The sequence below is a fragment of the Bacillus sp. z14 (2026) genome, from assembly GCF_058313575.1.
This window is the reverse complement of record NZ_JBZFQK010000003.1, coordinates 102,814-120,699: the sequence shown is the minus strand read 5'-3', so window position 1 is coordinate 120,699 and position 17,886 is coordinate 102,814. Positions and strand designations below refer to the sequence as shown.

Annotated in this window: 18 protein-coding genes and 2 riboswitches; of the genes, 17 read left to right on the top strand and 1 reads right to left on the bottom strand. The window is 39.2% G+C overall.

Features of this window, described 5'->3' with window-relative positions; translation table 11 throughout:
* Positions 1-22 precede the first annotated feature (22 nt).
* The gene (gene arcC / locus AC4G3O_RS11660) at positions 23-985 is read left to right on the top strand and encodes a carbamate kinase (protein ID WP_066106453.1); all 963 of its coding nucleotides are present in this window, start codon (positions 23-25) and stop codon (positions 983-985) included.
* 101 nt (positions 986-1,086) lie between these two features.
* On the opposite strand, the gene AC4G3O_RS11655 is transcribed toward arcC, so the two are convergent.
* The gene (locus tag AC4G3O_RS11655; protein ID WP_077248114.1) at positions 1,087-1,215 is read right to left on the bottom strand and encodes a YuzL family protein; all 129 of its coding nucleotides are present in this window, start codon (positions 1,213-1,215) and stop codon (positions 1,087-1,089) included.
* Positions 1,216-1,442: 227 nt separating this feature from the next.
* Here AC4G3O_RS11655 and AC4G3O_RS11650 point away from each other — a divergent pair, with 227 nt between their 5' ends.
* The 16 genes from AC4G3O_RS11650 to sufU all read left to right on the top strand — a co-directional run bounded on the left by AC4G3O_RS11650 (position 1,443) and on the right by sufU (position 17,836).
* Complete coding sequence (locus tag AC4G3O_RS11650; protein WP_491136364.1) at positions 1,443-3,785, top strand: 3-hydroxyacyl-CoA dehydrogenase/enoyl-CoA hydratase family protein; 2,343 nt, start codon at positions 1,443-1,445, stop codon at positions 3,783-3,785.
* 37 nt (positions 3,786-3,822) lie between these two features.
* Positions 3,823-5,001: an acetyl-CoA C-acetyltransferase gene (locus AC4G3O_RS11645; protein ID WP_140461732.1), complete on the top strand. Its 1,179-nt coding sequence runs from the start codon at positions 3,823-3,825 to the stop codon at positions 4,999-5,001.
* A 66-nt stretch (positions 5,002-5,067) separates the two neighbouring features.
* Positions 5,068-6,852, top strand: coding sequence for an acyl-CoA dehydrogenase FadE (locus AC4G3O_RS11640; protein WP_148630703.1), 1,785 nt, complete (start codon positions 5,068-5,070; stop codon positions 6,850-6,852).
* A 142-nt stretch (positions 6,853-6,994) separates the two neighbouring features.
* Positions 6,995-7,348, top strand: coding sequence for an arsenate reductase family protein (locus AC4G3O_RS11635; protein WP_066106466.1), 354 nt, complete (start codon positions 6,995-6,997; stop codon positions 7,346-7,348).
* A 72-nt stretch (positions 7,349-7,420) separates the two neighbouring features.
* Positions 7,421-7,804 (top strand): glycine cleavage system protein GcvH, encoded by a 384-nt coding sequence (gcvH, locus tag AC4G3O_RS11630; protein ID WP_066106469.1) that lies wholly within the window; start codon positions 7,421-7,423, stop codon positions 7,802-7,804.
* A 170-nt stretch (positions 7,805-7,974) separates the two neighbouring features.
* Complete coding sequence (locus tag AC4G3O_RS11625; RefSeq protein ID WP_491136208.1) at positions 7,975-8,370, top strand: toprim domain-containing protein; 396 nt, start codon at positions 7,975-7,977, stop codon at positions 8,368-8,370.
* Complete coding sequence (locus tag AC4G3O_RS11620) at positions 8,345-8,626, top strand: thioredoxin family protein (protein WP_140461729.1); 282 nt, start codon at positions 8,345-8,347, stop codon at positions 8,624-8,626. The genes AC4G3O_RS11625 and AC4G3O_RS11620 overlap by 26 nt, the downstream gene beginning before the upstream one ends.
* A gap of 277 nt (positions 8,627-8,903) precedes the next feature.
* Positions 8,904-9,012: riboswitch (SAM riboswitch) on the top strand.
* Positions 9,013-9,099: 87 nt separating this feature from the next.
* A complete protein-coding gene (locus AC4G3O_RS11615) occupies positions 9,100-10,419 on the top strand; it encodes an O-acetylhomoserine aminocarboxypropyltransferase/cysteine synthase family protein (protein ID WP_491136207.1) in 1,320 nt (439 codons plus the stop codon).
* A gap of 93 nt (positions 10,420-10,512) precedes the next feature.
* Positions 10,513-10,624: riboswitch (SAM riboswitch) on the top strand.
* A 113-nt stretch (positions 10,625-10,737) separates the two neighbouring features.
* Positions 10,738-11,769, top strand: a complete 1,032-nt coding sequence (locus AC4G3O_RS11610) for a methionine ABC transporter ATP-binding protein (RefSeq protein ID WP_066106481.1) — start codon at positions 10,738-10,740, stop codon at positions 11,767-11,769.
* Positions 11,766-12,434: a methionine ABC transporter permease gene (locus AC4G3O_RS11605; RefSeq protein WP_066106484.1), complete on the top strand. Its 669-nt coding sequence runs from the start codon at positions 11,766-11,768 to the stop codon at positions 12,432-12,434. Before AC4G3O_RS11610 ends, AC4G3O_RS11605 begins: the two co-directional genes overlap by 4 nt.
* Before the next feature lie 13 nt (positions 12,435-12,447).
* Positions 12,448-13,281, top strand: coding sequence for a MetQ/NlpA family ABC transporter substrate-binding protein (locus AC4G3O_RS11600; protein ID WP_066106487.1), 834 nt, complete (start codon positions 12,448-12,450; stop codon positions 13,279-13,281).
* A 282-nt stretch (positions 13,282-13,563) separates the two neighbouring features.
* Complete coding sequence (locus tag AC4G3O_RS11595) at positions 13,564-13,716, top strand: YuzK family famiily protein (RefSeq protein ID WP_175354290.1); 153 nt, start codon at positions 13,564-13,566, stop codon at positions 13,714-13,716.
* A gap of 359 nt (positions 13,717-14,075) precedes the next feature.
* Positions 14,076-14,861: a Fe-S cluster assembly ATPase SufC gene (gene sufC / locus AC4G3O_RS11590; RefSeq protein WP_066106490.1), complete on the top strand. Its 786-nt coding sequence runs from the start codon at positions 14,076-14,078 to the stop codon at positions 14,859-14,861.
* A gap of 17 nt (positions 14,862-14,878) precedes the next feature.
* Positions 14,879-16,183 carry a Fe-S cluster assembly protein SufD gene (gene sufD, locus AC4G3O_RS11585; protein ID WP_491136206.1) on the top strand — a complete coding sequence of 435 codons (1,305 nt, stop codon included), beginning with the start codon at positions 14,879-14,881 and terminating at the stop codon, positions 16,181-16,183.
* Positions 16,183-17,412 carry a cysteine desulfurase gene (locus tag AC4G3O_RS11580; RefSeq protein ID WP_066106501.1) on the top strand — a complete coding sequence of 410 codons (1,230 nt, stop codon included), beginning with the start codon at positions 16,183-16,185 and terminating at the stop codon, positions 17,410-17,412. The genes sufD and AC4G3O_RS11580 overlap by 1 nt, the downstream gene beginning before the upstream one ends.
* The gene (gene sufU / locus AC4G3O_RS11575; protein WP_066106504.1) at positions 17,402-17,836 is read left to right on the top strand and encodes a Fe-S cluster assembly sulfur transfer protein SufU; all 435 of its coding nucleotides are present in this window, start codon (positions 17,402-17,404) and stop codon (positions 17,834-17,836) included. The genes AC4G3O_RS11580 and sufU overlap by 11 nt, the downstream gene beginning before the upstream one ends.
* The last annotated feature ends 50 nt before the right edge of the window (positions 17,837-17,886 follow it).

Sequence of the window (17,886 nt, the reverse complement as noted above, 5' to 3'; positions counted from 1 at the left end):
TTTTGGAGGTATTGAATCAACTATGGAAAGAAAAAAAGTAGTGATAGCTTTAGGCGGTAATGCCATTCAATCCGGAGATGCCAGTGCAAAGGCTCAACAGCTGGCACTAGAAAAGACAGCTGAACAGCTTGCAACGCTTGTTGAAAATGGAATGGATATTATCATTTCGCATGGTAATGGTCCACAAGTAGGAAATATCCTTCTTCAGCAAAAAGCGGCTGATTCAGAGAAAAATCCAGCAATGCCACTTGATACTTGCGGAGCGATGTCACAAGGTATGATTGGATACTGGTTGGAAAATGCCATGGACAAAGCCCTAAGCAAAAGAGGAATTCATAAAGATGTAGTGGGCATTGTAACAAGGGTCGTAGTTGATGAAAATGATGGCGCCTTCAAGAATCCTACAAAACCGATTGGTCCTTTTTATACAGAAGAGGAAGCGATGAAATTGATCCAGGAGACTGGTGCTTCCTTTAAGGAAGATGCAGGCAGAGGTTGGAGAAGAGTCGTTCCTTCACCGAAACCGGTCAGCATCCTGGAGCATAAGAGCATTAATAGTCTTGTGGAAAGTGGAAAAATTGTTATTTCTACAGGAGGCGGCGGTATCCCAGTTATGCAATCTGACGACGAGTTGATTGGTGTTGAGGCAGTAATCGACAAGGATTTTGCTTCTGAGAAGTTAGCAGAATTAGTGGATGCAGACTCATTAATTATTTTGACTGCTGTAGACAATATCTACATAAACTACAATCAGCCTAATCAGCAAAAACTGGAATCTATTTCAACCAATGAAATAAAGGCATTGGCTGAAGAAGGTCACTTTGCACCGGGCAGTATGCTTCCTAAAGTAGAAGCTGCTATTCAATTTGCAGAATCAAGACCTGGCCGTACTACTATTATTACATCTCTCGAAAAAGCATTAGATGCATTGAAAGGAAATGCGGGAACGATTATATCTATGCAGGAAGAGACAGTAATGGCATAATGATGAAACACATACCCCAAATCATTAGATTTGGGGTATTTTATGTGCGTTTAATAGGAGCGAAAAAGTACGCCTTGTACATAGTATAAAACAGGTGCAGACTATTTTTTAAACTGGTTATTTTGGCTGTTTACCTTATTATAATGTTTTTCATGGTGCGGACCAGCATTGCCTTTTACACTTGCCGCACTGACTCCTTCTTTGCTTGGATTCTTTTTAAGCTTCGCCATTAAATTCACCTCCAGTAGTAGTTTGACCAAATAAAAACTTTCTAACAAATTACCATTTTTATGGCTTTTTTAATTGCGGAATTTTCGAAAATCTTTTATAGTTAAAGATGTAGGATTTTTATTCCATATTTTTTTGTCATAAAAATGAATGAGTATTCATTCAAATTAAAGGGGGATTAATGTTGAACCTTAAAATTAAAAAAGTAGCTGTACTTGGATCAGGTGTCATGGGTTCAGGGATTGCAGCACATTTAGCCAACATTGGAATTCCGGTTAAGCTATTGGATATTGTTCCAAGAGAACTTACCGCGGATGAGGGAAAAAAGGGGCTAACTCTTGAAGACAAGCAAGTCCGTAATCGATTGGCTCAAATGTCCATTCAAAAACTACTTAAACAAAAACCTGCACCGTTAACCTCCAAGAAAAATTTATCTTTAATTGAGCCAGGAAACTTTGAAGACGACTTGTCAAAAATTAATGATTGCGACTGGATTATTGAGGTCGTTGTTGAAAGACTTGATATTAAACAAAGTGTGTTTTCACAAATTGACGAATATAGAAAGCCGGGCAGTATTATTAGTTCAAATACATCCGGAATTTCCATTGAGGCAATGGCGGAAGGGCGTTCAGAAGATTTCCGCAAACATTTCCTTGGCACTCATTTCTTTAATCCACCTAGATATTTAAAGCTTTTGGAAATTATCCCGACAGAAGCAACATCGCCTGAAATAGTTAAAGCGATGAAACAATTTGGAGAAAATGTTTTAGGAAAAGGGGTTGTAATTGCTAAAGATACCCCGAATTTTATCGGTAATCGCATTGGGACTTACGGTTTATTGGTAACTGTTCGTGAAATGATGGAGCGCGGCTACAGTGTCGGGGAAGTAGATTCTGTAACTGGTCCTTTAATTGGCCGTCCAAAGAGTGCAACCTTCCGTACGCTGGATGTAGTGGGACTGGATACATTCGCGCATGTAGCTAAAAATGTTTATGACAATGTAGATAATGAGGAAGAAAAATCTGTATTTGAAGTACCTGAATTTATGAAAAAGATGCTTGATAACGGCTGGTTGGGAAGTAAGTCAGGGCAGGGATTCTTCCTGAAAAAAGGGAAAGAAATACTGGAGCTTGACCCATCCACTTTGGAATATGTAGAGCGTAAAAAGCTAAAAGCACCTTCGCTTGATATGGTAAAGCAGGAGAAAGGCGCCGCGAGAAAATTGAAAGCGCTTATTTATGCGAAAGATCGTGTCGGTGAATTGCTATGGAATGTAATCAGCCCTACTTTACTCTATTCAGCAGAACTACTTGGCGACATTGCCGATGATATTGTTGCAATCGATCAGGCCATGAAATGGGGATTCGGTTGGCAGCTTGGACCATTTGAAACCTGGGATGCAATTGGCCTAGAGAAATCCGTTGCCAGGATGCAGGAGGAAGGACGCAATATTCCTGAATGGATCACACAAATGATTGAAAACGGTAACACAACCTTCTATAAAGAAGGGGATAACGGAACCCTTTATTATGCAAATGGTGAATATCAAGAGGTTGAAGTAAACGAAAAAATCATAAATCTGAAGTTGATTAAGAAACAAAAAGGGGTCATTAAGAAAAATAGCGGTGCGAGCCTGATTGATATTGGTGATGGTGTGGCTTTGCTAGAATTCCATTCTCCGAATAATGCGATTGGCTTTGATATTATTCAAATGATCAATTATGCAATTGAAGAAGTGGATAAAAACTACAAAGGATTAGTTATCGGAAACCAGGGCAAAAACTTCTGCGTTGGAGCCAACCTGGCCATGATTTTAATGGAAGTACAGGACGACAATATATTTGATGTAGAAATGATTACACGTCAATTCCAGCAAGCAATGATGAATATTAAATACAGCAATAAACCGGTTGTCGCTGCGCCATTTAATATGACGCTTGGCGGAGGAGCTGAAATTTGCTTGCCAGCCGCAAAAATCCAGGCATCATCTGAGTCATATATAGGATTGGTTGAGACGGGTGTCGGTTTGTTGCCTGGCGGAGGCGGAAATAAAGAGCTGTATATTAAACATCTGGATAGCTTACCGAATGGTATTGATTTCGATATTACTAAAGTTGCTATTAAAGTGTTTGAAACGATTGCTACTGCCCAAGTATCTACTTCCGCTGATGAAGCAAGAGAGAATAATTTCCTGAATAGTAACGATGGAATCAGCTTTAATCCGGATCATCAGTTATACGATGCGAAACAGGCTGTTATTGCTTTACATGATACTGGTTATAAGCCACCGGTGCGCAAAAAAATTCCGGTATCAGGAGAACCTGGTTATGCGGCTCTGTTACTAGGAGCGCAATCCATGCTGTATTCAGGCTATATTTCAGAGCATGATTTGAAGATTGCCCAAAAAATTGCCTATGTTTTAGCTGGCGGTAAAGTGCCTTATGGAACAGAAGTAGATGAACAGTATTTACTTGATTTAGAAAGAGAAGCATTTATCAGCCTTATCCAAGAAGGAAAAACACAGCAGCGCATGCAACATATGCTTGTTAAAGGAAAACCATTACGCAATTAATAGATCCGTATTTTGAGTGATTAAGAGGAGGATTGGCATGAGAGAAGCAGTGATTGTAGCCGGAGCCAGAACCCCGGTAGGCAGAGCCAAAAAAGGAACTCTTGCAAATGTTCGACCAGATGATTTAGGTGCATTAGTAGTAAAGGAAACGCTAAAACGAGCAGAAAATTACGATGGACCAATTGATGATATGATCTTTGGATGCGCTATGCCTGAAGCAGAGCAAGGGCTCAATGTGACTCGTAATATCGGTGCCTTGGCAGGTTTACCATACAATGTACCCGCTATAACGATCAATCGTTACTGTTCATCAGGACTGCAATCCATTGCTTATGGAGCAGAGCGAATTATGCTCGGACATTCTGAAACGGTCATTTCCGGTGGGGTTGAATCGATGAGTATGGTTCCGATGATGGGACATGTAGTTCGTCCCAATTCGAAACTGGCAGAAGCAGCTCCTGAATATTATATGGGTATGGGACATACGGCTGAAGAAGTTGCTAAGAAATTTGGGATTACCCGTGAAGACCAGGATGCCTTTGCAGTACGCAGTCACCAAAAAGCAGCACAGGCCATTCGGGATGGGAAATTTGAAGATGAAATCGTTCCTGTTGATGTCACTTTTCGTCAAGTAGGATCAGACAATAAATTAAAAGAGCGCTCCGTTCAATTTACAACAGATGAAGGAGTACGAGAAGGGACAACAACGGAAGTGCTTGCTAGACTGAGGCCTGCATTTTCACTCACAGGAACAGTAACAGCCGGGAATGCTTCACAAACCAGTGATGGAGCAGCAGCGGTATTACTGATGGATCGGGAAAAAGCCGAGGCGGATGGCTTCAAGCCACTTTTAAAATTTCGTTCTTTTGCAGTCGCAGGAGTGCCACCGGAACTTATGGGAATCGGTCCGGTAGAAGCAATTCCTAAAGCTCTTAAACTGGCAGGCTTAAGTTTATCTGATATTGGATTGTTCGAATTAAATGAAGCGTTTGCTTCCCAATCCATTCAGGTAATTCGTCAACTTGGATTGGATGAGGAGAGGGTGAATGTAAATGGCGGTGCCATTGCATTAGGACATCCACTTGGGTGTACTGGAGCTAAATTAACCTTGAGTCTCCTTCACGAGATGAAACGACGAAATGAGCAATTTGGAGTCGTAACGATGTGTATTGGCGGAGGAATGGGCGCGGCTGGAGTATTTGAATTATTAGCATAAAAAGTTATAAGCGATGAGATGATTGGCAACGAGAGCCCAGTCATCTCTAAATAAGGGGGAAGAAAAATGGCTAATCAAACAGAAGAAGTGTTAAAAGGCGGAGCGTTTTTAATTGAGGATATTGAAGCAGAGAATATGTTTACACCTGAGGACTATACAGATGAGCATAAAATGATTGCAAAAACGACTGAGGATTATTTAGTAAATGAAGTATTGCCTCAGGTGGAATATTTAGAGGATCATGAGTTTGACCGTTCTGTAAAACTATTGAAACAAGCTGGAGAACTGGGTCTATTGGGCGCAGATGTACCGGAGGAATACGGTGGATTAGGCTTGGATAAAGTTAGTTCCGCCCTTATTTCAGAAAGACTATCCCGTGCAGGAGGCTTCTCTATTTCTCATGGAGCACATGTTGGTATTGGTTCCTTGCCAATCGTTTTGTTTGGTAACGAAGAACAAAAACAAAAGTACCTTCCATTATTGGCTACCGGGGAAAAGCTAGCAGCCTATGCCTTAACAGAACCAAGCTCAGGCTCTGATGCACTTGGCGCAAAGACAACAGCAAAATTGAATGAAGCAGGAACTCACTATGTCTTAAATGGTGAAAAACAATGGATTACAAATGCAGGCTTTGCTGATGTATTTGTCGTATATGCAAAAATCGACGGTGACAAATTCTCTGCATTTATCGTAGAAAGAGAGTATCCAGGTGTGTCTACTGGACCGGAAGAAAAGAAAATGGGGATTAAGAGCTCTTCAACTAGAACATTAATTCTTGAGGATGCAGAAGTACCTGTTGAGAACCTATTGGGAGAAGCAGGAAGAGGTCATGTAATTGCCTTTAACATTTTGAATATCGGTCGTTATAAATTGGGAGTAGGAGCTGTTGGTGCTTCCAAACGAGGATTTGAATTAGCTGCTACGTATGCTAATCAACGCCAACAGTTTAAAACACCAATCTCTTCATTTAATTTAACAAAAGAAAAGCTCTCTACAATGGCTTCCAAAATATACGCAGCTGAAAGTTCCGTCTATAGGACAGTTGGTTTATTCGAGGAAAGAATGAGCCGCCTAAGTGATGAAGAAGTAAAAGATGGGAAAGAAGTAGCAAAATCAATTGCTGAATATGCAATCGAATGCTCCTTAAATAAGTTCTTTGCTTCCGAGGTTTTAGATTATGTTGTGGATGAAGCGGTTCAGCTTCATGGAGGCTATGGATTTATGGCTGAGTATGAAATTGAAAGAATGTACCGTGATTCTCGTATTAACCGTATATTTGAAGGAACAAACGAAATTAACCGTCTGCTTGTACCAGGTACATTCCTGAAAAAAGCTATAAAAGGTGAATTGCCGTTATTACAAAAAGCACAGGAGCTGTCTGAAGGACTCATGATGCTTATGCCTGAAGAGCCAGGTACAGAGCCGCTTGATCAAGAAAAACATCTTGTGAAAAATGCTAAGAAGATTGGTATTATGATTGCAGGATTGGCTGCGCAAAAATATGGTACTGAGCTGGAAAAAGAACAAGAAATTCTTGTTAATATTGCGGATATTGCTTCTTTCGTTTATGCGATGGAATCAGTTGTTCTTCGTACAGAAAAAGCAATCAAAAAAGATGGCTTAGAAAAGAACAAACAAAAACTTCTTTATACTCAAATCTTCTGCCAGGAAGCATTTGGCGAAATCGAGAAGCATGCTAAAGAAACATTAGTGGCAACAGAAACTGGTGATACATTACGTATGATGACATCAGCTTTACGTAAATTCACACGTTTCACACCAATCAATGTAATCGCACTTAAACGTGAAGCTTCAGAAAAGTTAGTTGATGCTGAGCGTTACACTGTTTAATCCTTTATACTATGGAGGCCTGGTGAAAACCAGGCTTTTTCTTTTCCCGCTATGTTAGACCTGTTACCTTTTCTAGAGCAGAAGTATATCCGTTTAAGATAGATGAAAAAATGTGGTATGCTTCAATTGAGGTGATAAAACGATGATTACATTATACTGGTATCCTAAATGCGGGACATGCAGAAAAGCAAAGAAATGGTTTGATGAAAAGGGAATATCCTATCAAGAAGTTGATATAGCGCAAAATCCTCCATCGAAAGAAGAGCTAGAAATAATTTATCAAAAAAGTGAATTGTCTCTTCAGAAATTTTTTAACACAAGTGGGATGAAATACAGAGAACTTGGGTTAAAAGATAAAGTGAAGGATATGTCTGAAGATGAAATTCTTACCTTGCTTGCATCAGACGGGATGCTAATCAAGCGCCCAATCGCATTTGATGGAGAAAAAGTAACAGTAGGATTCAAAGAGGTAAATTACCAGAAAATCTGGGCATGAAACAATTGTCAAATAACCAGTTTGATGTCATGATAAATAGGAACCATACATACATTTTGGGGGGATTAAATCATGAGCATTCCAGCGGGATTACGTTATACAGCTGAGCATGAATGGGTTAAACAAGAGGATGGTAAGATTCGAATTGGAATAACTGATTTTGCTCAAAAAGAATTGGGAGACATCGTATTTGTGGAACTACCGGAAATAGGTGATCAATTGACCCGTAATGAACCGTTTGGCAGTGTAGAATCAGTTAAGACAGTATCTGAATTGTATGCGCCAATCAGTGGGACAGTTGTTGAAGTAAATGAAGAATTAGCGGATAGTCCAGAATATGTTAATGAATCTCCATATGAAAAAGCATGGATGGTAGTTGTTGAACCATCCGAAATCAGCGAATATGATGAATTAATGGATGCTGGCCAATACGAAACAGCGACTAAAGAAGAGTAGTCAATAGAGGGGAGAAGTTTGGGGTCATTCGTCAGCTTCTTTCCTTTTTATTATGTTTTTAGATCAATTGTTACTTTCCACTATGTTAGGGTAAGATACATATAATGAAAAAGACGAAGGCAATTGTCCAATCACATAGAACGTACTCTCCTAATAAAAGGTGATCAATCATGCAGGATGCTCAAAGTGAGAAAGTAATTATTGTGGAAGGTTCTACCGACCGCCAAAAAATACAATCTGTACTTAACGAATCTGTCGATATAAGATGTACAAATGGAACCATCAGTCTATCGAAAATGGATGAATTAGTAGACGAACTTGAACAGAGAGACGTGTATATTTTGGCTGATGCAGATGAATCCGGAGAAAAGCTGAGAAAACAGTTAAGACAAGAAATGCCAAATGCATCTCACATATATATTGATCGTACATACCGTGAAGTTGCTAATGCGCCAAGATATCATTTAGCAACGGTTCTTTTGGCAGCCAATATAGATGTAAAAGCCGAATTTTTAAAACAAATGAAGGATGTAATGAAAAATGAACAATCAAACCACGATAAATAAAGCGATCTATACTTTTACTCCTCTTTGCGGAACATGTCAATTAGCAGGTAAAATGCTTGATATTGCAAAGGAAGTCCTCCCAAATGCCTCTTTGGAAAAAGTCAATCTTAACTATGCTAAGGAACTTGCAGAAGAATATCAAATTCAAAGTGTACCATGCCTCATTTTAATCAAGGATAACCAGCTAATCGAGAAAATCTATGCCTTCCACTCAGTTCCCTATCTTGTTGATCAATTAAAGAGAATTACAGAATAAGAGCAGTTATTTCTCAGGAAATATGTCGATGAATATTTAACTAGAATCTTTTAAAGGTGCTGTTTCTATTTTACGCTGTCTATGTCAGAAGTTTTAATTGATTTGTAGAATTCTCTATAATAGCCTGTAATCTCAACCGATTAGACGATTGTTAAGTGGCTAACTGGAGGCATTTATTATAGTAAAAGAAGCTCCTCGTTATTTAATTCAAAAATTCTGAATAATCAATTGACTCATATTTTTCCATATGCTATAGTTTTAACAACTTAATACTTGGTTCTTATCAAGAGAGGTGGAGGGACTGGCCCGTTGAAGCCCGGCAACCGGTATTTTTATAATACACGGTGCCAATTCCTGCGGATACAAATAAATCCGGGAGATAAGGAGAGATGGAAAATGCCTGCCTCTTCTTATGTGAAGAGGTTTTTTCATTTACTCACTTCTCTACTTAAAATGAAATGGAGAGATGTAGAATGGCAAATGAAGAAAAGAAGTATCGGTTTGAAACAGTAGGTATACACGGAGGGTTGCAGCAGGATTCGGTAACTGGAGCGAGAAGCGTGCCGATTTACCAGACGAATGCTTATTTATTTAAAGACACAGATCATGCTGCGGATTTATTTGGATTAGCTGAGACTGGCTATATTTATACTAGAATCCATAATCCAACTTCAAGTGTATTCGAAGAACGTATAGCAGAATTAGAAGGTGGCATTGGATCTTTAGCGGTATCAAGTGGTGCTGCAGCTATAACACTCTCAATCCTAAATATTGCGGGAGCAGGTGATGAAATTATCTCTGCGTCCACTCTATACGGCGGAACCTACAATTTATTTGCCAATACTCTCCCTAAGTATGGTATTAACGTAAGGTTCGTGGATCCAAGTGACACTGAAAATTTTAGAGAAGCGATTACATCAAAGACCAAAGCTATTTTTGGAGAAACGATTGGAAATCCAAGCCTGCAGGTTCTTGATATTGAACGGGTGGCGGAAATTGCTCATGAAGCTGGAATTCCGTTAATCATTGATAATACATTTGCAACTCCTTATTTATCCCGTCCGATTGAGTTTGGAGCGGATATCGTCGTACACTCAGCTACGAAATGGCTGCTTGGAAATGGAACCACATTAGGCGGGGTCATAGTCGATGGAGGGAAGTTTGACTGGAATTCATCTAAATTTCCGGGCTTTACTGAACCCGATCCAAGCTATCATGATCTGATTTACAGTGAAGCAATTGGTGCAGCAGCATTTATTGTGAAGGCCAGAGTTCAGCTGTTGAGAGATTTAGGTCCTTCCTTAAGCCCGTACAATGCCTTTCAATTTATTCTCGGATTGGAAACTCTGCATGTGAGGATGAAGGAGCATGTAGCCAATACGAGATTAATAGTTGACTATTTAAAACAGCATCCGGCTGTATCGTGGGTCTTGTATCCAGGAGATTCAGATCACCCTGATTACGAAAAAACGAAGAAATATTTACCCAAAGGTGCTGGAGCAGTCGTTGTTTTTGGAATAAAGGGTGGACGTGAGGCAGGTAAAAAACTGATTGATTCCGTTGAACTGTGGTCCCATGTGGCCAATGTGGGAGATGCAAAGAGCCTAATTATCCATCCGGCAAGCACGACTCATCAGCAACTAAGTGAAGAGGGATTAAAAGCATCAGGTGTACAGGAGGATTTAATCAGACTGTCTGTTGGAATTGAACATGCAGAAGATCTAATTGAAGAATTGGAGCTTGCGATTGAAAAAGCAACAGGTATAGCTTCCACTGAGGTGGTTGTGAAATAAATATTGAACATGCTATGCAGACTTTGGTGTTGACAGTTCTTTCTTCAACATGATAGGATAGCAGACAGTTAGATTTAATTGAATAGTTTAGTACTCTTATCAAGAGAGGCCGAGGGAAGTGCCCTTTGACGCCCGGCAACCGGCAATCATTTATGATTGAAAAGGTGCCAATTCACACAGGATAATAAATCCTGGGAGATGAGAGAAAGGAACATGTTATAAATAAATCATGCCTTTCTGCCTCCGCAGAAAGGCATTTTTGTTTAACTGAAGTTATTCTTTAATTATAGGTTGATAGAAAGAGCAGGTGAACTTTTCATGATTACATTACGTGATGTATCGAAGACCTTCTCAGGAACATTTAAACGTTCATCAGCTGTCAAAGCAGTGGATCAAGTCTCATTATCTATTGAAAAAGGCGAGATCTTTGGAATTATTGGGTACAGCGGTGCGGGAAAAAGTACCCTCATTAGAATGCTGAACGGTTTAGAGAAGCCAACAGAAGGCAGTGTCTTGGTGGCAGGCAAAGATATGGCTGCTATAAAAGGCGCTGAATTAAGAAAAGCCAGAATGGAAATAAGTATGATTTTTCAACACTTTAATCTCCTCTGGTCAAGGACAGTCAGCGAAAATATAGAGTTTCCTTTAGAAATTGCGGGCGTACCAAGCAAGGTACGTAAAGAAAGAGTGAAGGAACTTGTAAGTCTGGTAGGATTAGATGGCCGTGAAAATGCTTATCCATCTCAGTTGAGCGGCGGTCAGAAGCAGCGGGTCGGTATAGCGCGCGCATTAGCGAACAATCCACAGGTTCTTCTTTGTGACGAGGCGACATCAGCACTTGATCCTCAGACTACAGACGATATTTTGGATTTGCTCGTTGATATAAATAAAAGACTTGGCTTGACAATCGTATTAATTACACATGAAATGCATGTTATTCGTAAAATCTGTCATCGCGTTGCTGTGATGGAGATGGGGAAAGTGGTCGAGAGCGGAAAAGTACTTGATGTATTTAAAAAACCAAATGCTCCGATTACTAAACGATTTGTACAGCAAGTGACTGAGCCAGAAGAAACGAAAGAGACGATTGAGCATTTGCTTGCTGAATATCCGACGGGGAAAGTTGTACAATTATCCTTTATTGGCGAATCAGCTGAAACCCCTGTTTTATCAGAGGTTATCCGCTCTTACAAAATCAATGTAAACATATTACAGGGTAAAATTTCGCAGACTCAGCACGGGTCCTATGGAACGTTATTTATTCATGTAGACGGTGATGCTGCTGAAGTGGCGAAAGCGATTGACTATCTCCACAATCAGGAAATTGGTGTGGAGGTGATTTCAGAATGATGGAAACATTATTACCAAATGTAGTTTGGGAACGAATTTATGAAAAGACATGGGAAACCTTGTATATGACAGGTGTCTCATTAATCGCAACTTTTTTCCTTGGAATTATATTGGGTCTGCTATTATTCTTGACCTCAAAGGGGAATATGTGGGAAAACAAAGTGATTTACGGAATTGTAGGTGCTTTCGTTAACATATTCCGTTCCATTCCATTCATTATTCTAATCGTGTTGTTAATTCCTTTCACAAAGGCATTAGTAGGAAGTATTATCGGTGTCAATGCGGCTTTGCCAGCTTTAATTATAGGTGCTGCTCCATTCTATGCGCGAATGGTTGAGATTGGATTGCGTGAAATTGATAAAGGTGTAATCGAAGCAGCAAGATCGATGGGGGCCACTTCCTTTACAATCATATGGAAGGTGCTAATTCCTGAATCTCTGCCTGCACTTGTTTCTGGTATCACAGTTACGGCAATTGCGCTTGTAGGTTATACAGCGATGGCAGGTATGATTGGTGCGGGCGGACTTGGAAACCTTGCCTATTTGGAAGGGTTTAGCCGCGGACAGACAGATGTCACGATTGTTGCTACTATTTTAGTATTGATTATTGTGTTTATTCTCCAATTTATTGGAGATTTTATAACAAGAAAATTAGATAAGCGCTAGGGAGGAAACCAAAGTGAAAAAGTTATCGTTCATACTTGTTTTAGGATTAACCCTATTATTGGCAGCCTGCGGTGGATCAGGAGATGAATCCAATTCCGGGGACAAAGAACTAAAAACGATTAAAATTGGCGCATCAAATGTTCCACATGCAGAAATATTGGAAGAAGCAGCAACTCTTCTTGAAGAAAAAGGTATTAAACTTGAAGTTGAAGTATTTACAGACTATGTAATGCCGAATAAAGCATTGGAAGATGGCTCAATTGACGCTAACTATTTCCAACACATCCCTTATTTTGAGAGTCAAGTGAAGGATAATGGGTATGATTTCGCCAATGCAGGCGGAATCCATATTGAACCGATTGGTGTTTATTCTAAAAAATACGACAGCCTGGATGACCTACCAAAAGGCGCAAGCATCATTATGAGCAGCTCAGTAGCTGATCATGGACGTATGTTATCTATGCTAGAAACAGAAGGCTTAATAAAGCTAAAAGAAGGCATTGATAAAACTAAAGCAACTGTGGATGATATTGCGGAAAATCCGAAGAATTTAAAGTTTAAAACGGATATTGAAGCACCTATGCTTACGCAGGTTTACAATAATGATGAAGGCGATGCAGTACTGATTAATTCCAACTATGCCATTGAAGCGGATCTTGTACCAGCTGAGGATGCGATTGCATTGGAAAGTGCTGATAATAATCCATACGTAAACATTATTGCTGTTAGATCTGAGGATAAGAATAAGGAAGAAATTAAAACATTGGTTGAAGTTCTTCATTCTAAAGATATCCAGGATTTCATTAATGAAAACTACAAAGGGTCCGTTATCCCATCAAATAAATAATAGACAAAAAAGGTGCAGCTATTCATTTAGCTGCACCTTTTTTATCATATAATAGGTGTATTATAAGATGCTTTTCCAATGAATTATTTTCTTCTCTGGTATTATTTTTCAGGATAATCAAGGATTTCCTAGAAGAAATACGCAATATCACTTTTAAGATGTGCTCAGTGTGGTATATAGACTTTGAGGGTTCTTCTGCAAAGTGATACCCTTATTATAATAAATGGAAAGGAATGATTCATTATCTTTGACAATCAGTTACAGCTTAGAGTAACAGATGAAATGGAAAAAGCGATGAGGCAGGCACATGGAGTTGGCTATGAAGTTTACAGTCAGAATCTTGAAGTGCGTATGAAAGTAGAAGAGAAGCGTGAACGTAGTTATATGAAGAGTAATCAAATCTTAAATGATGTGAATAGAAGAGTACATGGGTAAATGAATCAAGTGATAAAGTGAATAATTCTAAAAGTGATAATCATAAAAACAGGTAGCGGAAGAAAAATCAATTTCTCCTTCTACCTGTTTTTATGTTTTCAATTAGTGCAAAAATGTTACTGCCGTCTTTAAAATCAGGGTGGTTGGTAAAGATCATGCTGGTTCTTTTCTTTCGTGAAAATTAACATTATAATGTCAGTAAAGCTAAGTATTATGTTAAAATATTATGTCCATTTTATGTAATTTTCTCGTTTCAAAAAGTTGAATCTAGATTTGATTTGTTATAAGATTGTAATGAGAATAAATTGAGAATAGAAATAATCTAAAACTTTAGATGACTATATATTGGAGGTATAAGAATGGCTGGTTCAGTTCTTACAATTAAAGATTTACATGTTTCAATAGAAGGTAAAGAGATTCTTAAAGGGGTAAACCTTGAAGTTAAAGGTGGAGAAATCCATGCAATTATGGGGCCAAATGGTACAGGAAAATCTACATTGTCATCTGCTATCATGGGTCACCCAAAATATGAAGTAACAAGTGGTTCCATCACAATGGACGGTGAAGATGTTCTTGAAATGGAAGTTGACGAACGTGCTCGTGCCGGTCTATTTTTAGCAATGCAATACCCAAGTGAAATTACTGGGGTTACTAATGCCGACTTCATGCGTTCTGCTATTAACAGTAAACGTGAAGAAGGAGACGAAATTTCCTTAATGAAATTCATTAAAGAAATGGATAAAAAAATGGATCTATTAGAAATGGATCAAGATATGGCTCAACGTTATTTAAATGAAGGCTTTTCCGGCGGTGAAAAGAAACGTAATGAAATCCTTCAATTATTAATGCTGCAACCAGCCATTGCGATTCTTGATGAAATCGACTCCGGTTTAGATATTGATGCGCTGAAAGTTGTTTCCAAAGGAATCAACCAAATGAGAAACGAAGATTTTGGCTGCCTAATGATTACTCACTATCAACGCTTATTGAACTACATTACTCCAGATTATGTTCACGTAATGATGCAAGGTAAAATCGTGAAATCCGGTGGAGCAGAACTAGCGCAACGCTTAGAAGCAGAAGGATATGACTGGATTAAAAAAGAATTAGGTATTGAAGACGAAACAGTAGGAATTGAAGCATAAGCAATAGGAGGATCGTTATGACAATCGAAACTACATTACTCGAAAAAGATGTTGTATCATCTTTTTCAAAAGCACATAGTGAGCCTGCCTGGCTTGAAAGCTTCCGTTTAGACGCCCTTTCTGCCTCAGCTGAGCTACCTATGCCGAGACCTGATAAAACGAAGATTGATAAATGGCAATTAGAGGATATGAAAGTGAACTCCGTTACAAGCGAGACATTTACATCTATTGATGAACTTGCTGAAGACGTGAAAAAGCTGATCAATCCTGATGAGAACAGAAGTTTGTATGTACAACGAAACAATACAGCTGCTTATTTGACAGTATCTCAGGAACTTAAAGATAAAGGTGTTATTTTTACAGATATCAGGACTGCTGCTAAAGAACATCCTGAACTTTTGCAAAAATACTTCATGACTACAAGTGTTCCTGTAAAAACGAATAAGCTTACAGCTTTACATGCAGCACTCTTTAATGGTGGAGCTTTTCTTTATATCCCACGCAACGTGGTTATTGAAGAACCCATCCAGGCTATCTTCATGATTGATAATGCTGAGACTGAATTATATAATCACGTACTTGTTGTTGCTGAAGAGTGCAGCTCCGTAACGTACGTTGAAAACTATATTTCATTGGTTGACGGCAAAGAGACTATTGGAAATATCATTTCTGAGGTTATCGTCGGCAACAATGCGGTCGTTAAATATGGTGCAGTTGATACATTATCTAAAGATATGAAAACCTATGTAAACCGTAATGCATATGTAGGAAATGATGGACGAGTGGAATGGGCATTGGGCTTAATGAACGATGGTAATACTATTTCAGAGAATATTACAAACCTACATGGTAATGGTTCATATGGTGATACTAAAACAGTAGTGGTTGGTACTGGTAAACAAACTCAAAACTTTACAACTAAAGTTGTTCATTTTGGTAAAAACTCAAATGGATATATCCTGAAGCACGGTGTTATGAAGGATGAAGCATCCTCCATTTTTAATGGTATCGGTAAGATTGAACATGGTGCCACTAAAGCTGATGCTGTACAGGAATCCAGAGTATTAATGCTTAGTCCGAAAGCACGTGGGGATGCAAACCCTATTCTGTTAATTGATGAAGATGATGTAACAGCTGGACACGCAGCTTCTGTAGGCCGTGTGGATCCAATTCAGCTTTATTATTTAATGAGCAGAGGGATCAGTAAAACAGAAGCAGAACGTTTAATTATCCATGGGTTCCTTGCCCCAGTAGTAAATCAATTACCTGTTGAAGCTGTTAAAAAGCAGTTGACTGAGGTAATTGAAAGGAAAGTTAAATAATGATTCCAACGAATATTAAAGAACTTTTCCCAATTTTAAATGAGAAAGTCAATGGTCATTCATTAGTATATCTGGACAGTGCCGCAACTTCGCAGAAGCCAGCATCCGTTATTCAGACTATTGATGAGTATTACAAGCGGTATAACTCTAATGTACACCGTGGTGTTCACACACTTGGAACGATGGCCACGGATGCTTATGAGGGAGCACGTGAAAAGGTAAGAAAGTTCATTAATGCGAAATCCATCGAAGAAGTTGTCTTTACAAGAGGGACAACGACTTCGATTAATACAATTGCTGCCAGCTACGGGAAAGCTAACCTAAAAGCTGGTGATGAAATTGTTATCAGTATGATGGAACATCATAGTAATATCATTCCATGGCAGCAAGTAGCTAAAGCAACCGGTGCGACATTGAAATATATCCCGCTTGGAGAAGACGGTACTATTTCACTTGAAACAGTCAAAGAAGTGATTACTTCAAACACGAAAATCGTTTCAGTTATGCACGTATCGAATGTGCTTGGTGTCATCAATCCGGTTAAAGAAATTGCGAAAATTGCCCATGAAAATGGAGCAGTAATGGTTGTAGATGGTGCGCAAAGCACTCCGCATTTGAAAGTGGATGTTCAGGATCTTGACTGTGATTTCTTTGCCTTTTCTGCACATAAAATGTGTGGACCAACTGGCATTGGTGTCATGTACGGGAAAAAGGAATACCTCGAGAATATGGAACCAATCGAATTTGGCGGAGAGATGATTGATTTTGTGGGATTGCAGGATTCTACATGGAAAGAGCTGCCTTGGAAATTTGAAGGCGGTACTCCAATCATTGCAGGTGCCATTGGACTTGGAGCTGCAATTGATTTCTTGAATGAGATTGGTCTTGATAATGTAGAGGCGCATGAGCATAAGCTTGCTGCTTATGCACTTGATAAATTATCAAGTATAGAGGGGCTCCAAATCTATGGACCTAAAAATCCGGAATCAAGAGCTGGTGTAGTAACTTTTAACCTTGAGGATGTTCATCCGCATGATGTCGCTACCGTTCTGGATGCAGATGGAATAGCTATTCGTGCCGGGCATCACTGTGCACAACCGCTTATGAAATGGTTAAAAGCTTCGTCTACGGCGAGAGCAAGTTTTTATGTATATAATACAGAACAAGATATCGACCGTTTAGTCGAAGGACTCGTTAAAACAAAGGAGTATTTCAGTAATGGCTTCTAATAATTTAGATACCCTTTACAGGCAAGTGATCATGGATCACTATAAAAATCCACGAAATAAAGGAAGCCTGGAAGACGGCAGTCTTGTGATAGATATGAATAACCCTACTTGTGGAGATCGTATTCATCTTACACTTAAAGTAGAGGATGGTATTGTGCAAGATGCAAAGTTTGATGGAGAAGGTTGTTCCATCTCTATGTCATCAGCTTCCATGATGACTCAAATCGTCAAAGGCAAAAGCAGTGAGGAAGCATTAAAGCTTGCTGGTATATTTTCGAACATGATACAGGGCAAGGAATATGACGAAGGCGATCTTGATCTTGGTGATATAGAGGCCCTTCAAGGTGTGAGTAAATTTCCAGCACGTATTAAGTGTGCGACACTTGCTTGGAAAGCTATGGAAAAAGGGCTTAACGAAAACTAAAATGACATGTTTTAGCTGAGAGTGAAAAACAGCTAGAACTAAGTAAGAAG

Bases quoted from the DNA above. Each gene is read 5' to 3' on its own strand.
- arcC (WP_066106453.1), top strand. From the start codon at position 23: ATGGAAAGAAAAAAAGTAGTGATAGCTTTAGGCGGTAATGCCATTCAA.
- AC4G3O_RS11655 (WP_077248114.1), bottom strand. From the start codon at position 1,215: ATGGCGAAGCTTAAAAAGAATCCAAGCAAAGAAGGAGTCAGTGCGGCA.
- AC4G3O_RS11650 (WP_491136364.1), top strand. From the start codon at position 1,443: ATGGGTTCAGGGATTGCAGCACATTTAGCCAACATTGGAATTCCGGTT.
- AC4G3O_RS11645 (WP_140461732.1), top strand. From the start codon at position 3,823: ATGAGAGAAGCAGTGATTGTAGCCGGAGCCAGAACCCCGGTAGGCAGA.
- AC4G3O_RS11640 (WP_148630703.1), top strand. From the start codon at position 5,068: ATGGCTAATCAAACAGAAGAAGTGTTAAAAGGCGGAGCGTTTTTAATT.
- AC4G3O_RS11635 (WP_066106466.1), top strand. From the start codon at position 6,995: ATGATTACATTATACTGGTATCCTAAATGCGGGACATGCAGAAAAGCA.
- gcvH (WP_066106469.1), top strand. From the start codon at position 7,421: ATGAGCATTCCAGCGGGATTACGTTATACAGCTGAGCATGAATGGGTT.
- AC4G3O_RS11625 (WP_491136208.1), top strand. From the start codon at position 7,975: ATGCAGGATGCTCAAAGTGAGAAAGTAATTATTGTGGAAGGTTCTACC.
- AC4G3O_RS11620 (WP_140461729.1), top strand. From the start codon at position 8,345: ATGAACAATCAAACCACGATAAATAAAGCGATCTATACTTTTACTCCT.
- AC4G3O_RS11615 (WP_491136207.1), top strand. From the start codon at position 9,100: ATGGCAAATGAAGAAAAGAAGTATCGGTTTGAAACAGTAGGTATACAC.
- AC4G3O_RS11610 (WP_066106481.1), top strand. From the start codon at position 10,738: ATGATTACATTACGTGATGTATCGAAGACCTTCTCAGGAACATTTAAA.
- AC4G3O_RS11605 (WP_066106484.1), top strand. From the start codon at position 11,766: ATGATGGAAACATTATTACCAAATGTAGTTTGGGAACGAATTTATGAA.
- AC4G3O_RS11595 (WP_175354290.1), top strand. From the start codon at position 13,564: ATGGAAAAAGCGATGAGGCAGGCACATGGAGTTGGCTATGAAGTTTAC.
- sufC (WP_066106490.1), top strand. From the start codon at position 14,076: ATGGCTGGTTCAGTTCTTACAATTAAAGATTTACATGTTTCAATAGAA.
- sufD (WP_491136206.1), top strand. From the start codon at position 14,879: ATGACAATCGAAACTACATTACTCGAAAAAGATGTTGTATCATCTTTT.
- AC4G3O_RS11580 (WP_066106501.1), top strand. From the start codon at position 16,183: ATGATTCCAACGAATATTAAAGAACTTTTCCCAATTTTAAATGAGAAA.
- sufU (WP_066106504.1), top strand. From the start codon at position 17,402: ATGGCTTCTAATAATTTAGATACCCTTTACAGGCAAGTGATCATGGAT.